This is a genomic window from Corallococcus praedator, assembly GCF_003612125.1.
Lineage (GTDB): Bacteria > Myxococcota > Myxococcia > Myxococcales > Myxococcaceae > Corallococcus > Corallococcus praedator.
Genome location: NZ_RAWI01000707.1, coordinates 1 through 2,109 on the forward strand (window position 1 = coordinate 1; position 2,109 = coordinate 2,109).

The 2,109-nt window shown below is 70.4% G+C and carries 2 protein-coding genes and 1 pseudogene; all 3 read left to right on the forward strand.

Annotated features, from left to right (window positions below; translation table 11 throughout):
* Window positions 1-707, forward strand: a 707-nt coding sequence (locus tag D7Y13_RS41065) for a 16S rRNA (uracil(1498)-N(3))-methyltransferase (protein ID WP_244222465.1), incomplete at its 5' end; no start/stop codon positions are given.
* 108 nt (window positions 708-815) lie between these two features.
* Entirely contained in the window at window positions 816-1,082 is a 267-nt protein-coding gene (locus tag D7Y13_RS41070; RefSeq protein WP_120537388.1) for a GlsB/YeaQ/YmgE family stress response membrane protein, read from the forward strand.
* Between the two features lie 278 nt (window positions 1,083-1,360).
* Window positions 1,361-2,109: pseudogene (locus tag D7Y13_RS41075) on the forward strand (hypothetical protein); the annotation flags it as partial.

Consider the following 2,109-nt stretch of genomic DNA (forward strand, 5'->3'; position numbering starts at 1 on the left):
AGCCCGCCCCTTCCGACGTCACCCTCACGGGCGAGCGCCGCCACTACCTCGTGCACGTGCTGCGGCTGGAGGACGGCGACGCGCTGGAGGTGTTCGACGGCAAGGGCCGCGCCTTCGAGGCACGCGTCACGGGCCTGGGCGCGGAGGACGTGCGGCTCGTGCTGGGCACCGTGCGCGTGACGCCGCCCGCGCGCGAGATGAGCGTGCTCCAGGGACTGCCCAAGGGCGACAAGCTGGAGTGGGTGCTGCAAAAGGGCACCGAGCTGGGCGCCACCGCGTTCCATCCGGTGGCGACCGCGCGCAGCGTGGTGAAGCTGGAGCCCAAGCGCGCCGAGGAGCGCACGCAGCGGTGGGCCAAGATTGTTGAAGAGGCCGCGCGGCAGTGTCGCCGGGACGACGTGCCGCGCGTGCACCCGCCGCGTCCACTGTTGGAGGCGGCGCGGTCACTGACGCCGGGCACGCTCCTGCTGGTGCTGGACGAGGAGGAGTCCGCGGTGCCGCTGGGGGAGGCGTTCCGGAGCGTGGGGCCCGGCACACCGGTGGCGCTGGTGATTGGCCCCGAAGGCGGACTGGCGCGGGAGGAGGTCACGGGGCTGCGCGAGCTGGGAGCGCGGCCCGTCACGCTGGGCGCGCGCATCCTGCGCACGGAGACGGCGGCGCTCGCGGCGCTCGCGGTGATGCAGCATCTGGACGGGTCGCTCGGGTAGCAGGCGGGCGGGCAGACCCTCTCCCCATCCCGGGTCACGGATCCGTGTGCCCATTCCTACGTTTCTGCCATTCGGGACCTCGCGGGTCCCTCAAAAGGAGAGACTCTCATGGGGATCATTGCCTTCATCATCATCGGCCTCATCGCGGGCCTCATCGCTCGGGCCATCCTGCCGGGCAAGCAGAGCATGGGCCTGGTGGCCACCACCCTGCTGGGCATGGTGGGTTCGCTGGTGGGCGGTCTTGTCGGCTCGCTGTTCCAGCGTGATGGGAAGCTCTTCGACCTGCACGCCTCCGGCATCATCATGTCCGTGGTGGGATCGATCCTCGTGCTACTCCTGGTCGGAGCAGCGGGACGGCGCCGCGTCCACGCCTAGCGCGCGTCCGCCCATGAGAGGCGGAAGCCAGATTGAGGCGATGTGACCCCTTGTCAGGGTGAGTTGGCGGCGCGCTCCTTGGAGTGCGTCGCCAACCGTCGTTTCTGCTTCACGCGGGTGCCATCCACGGCCAGGGGCCCTGGCGCTCGTCCTTCCCGGGCGGGGTTCTGTCTCCCTGGCGAAGGCGTGGTCAGCGGGAAGTCGCAGGGTGCCGCATTGGCGAAGCCGGACTCCATCATGGCGCGGGTACTCATGCCCGCTCACGCTGGAGAAACACCATGCCCCGCAAGCCATCCGGCTCGCCCCCTCCTCCGCGCCCTCAAGGTGAACGGGAACTCGTGGTCATCGCCAAACCGGAAGCAGGGCTGAGGGCACGCGCGACCGGGCTCCAATCCACGACGAACCTGGATGTGGCGCCGTTGACCAAGGTGCTCCAGGCCTCGAAGGCCCGTCTGATCCCGCTCTTCGGGCCCACCGAGGAACATGCGGCGCCCAAGGCCGCGGCGGGTGTCGACGGGGGCGCGCCCATGGTGCAGTTGCAGCGCTACTACCGGGTGGAGGCGGCGGACGAACAACTCGACGCGCTCGCCAGGTCCCTGCGGGCGCTCCCCATGGTGGAGGCCGCATACGTGAAGCCTCCCGCCGAACCGGCGTACGAGGTGCTCAACACCATGCAGCCGCAGGTCGTGGACGCGCCTCCCACCACGCCTGACTTCACCACGCGCCAGGGCTTCCTGGGCGCGGCGCCAGGTGGCGTCGACGCGCTTCATGCCTGGACGCTGCCCGGAGGGCGTGGAGCGGGCGTGAGAGTCATCGACATCGAGGGCGCCTGGCGCTTCACGCACGAGGACCTCACCCAGAGTCAGGGGGGCGTGGTCGGTGGCTCGCAGCTCCCGGACCCCATTTGGCGCAACCACGGCACCGCCGTCATCGGCGTCATCGGCGGCGACACCAACGGCCAGGGCGTCACCGGCATCTCCCCGGACGCCTTCGTCCGCGCCATCTCCATCTTCGGAGGGCCTGTCTC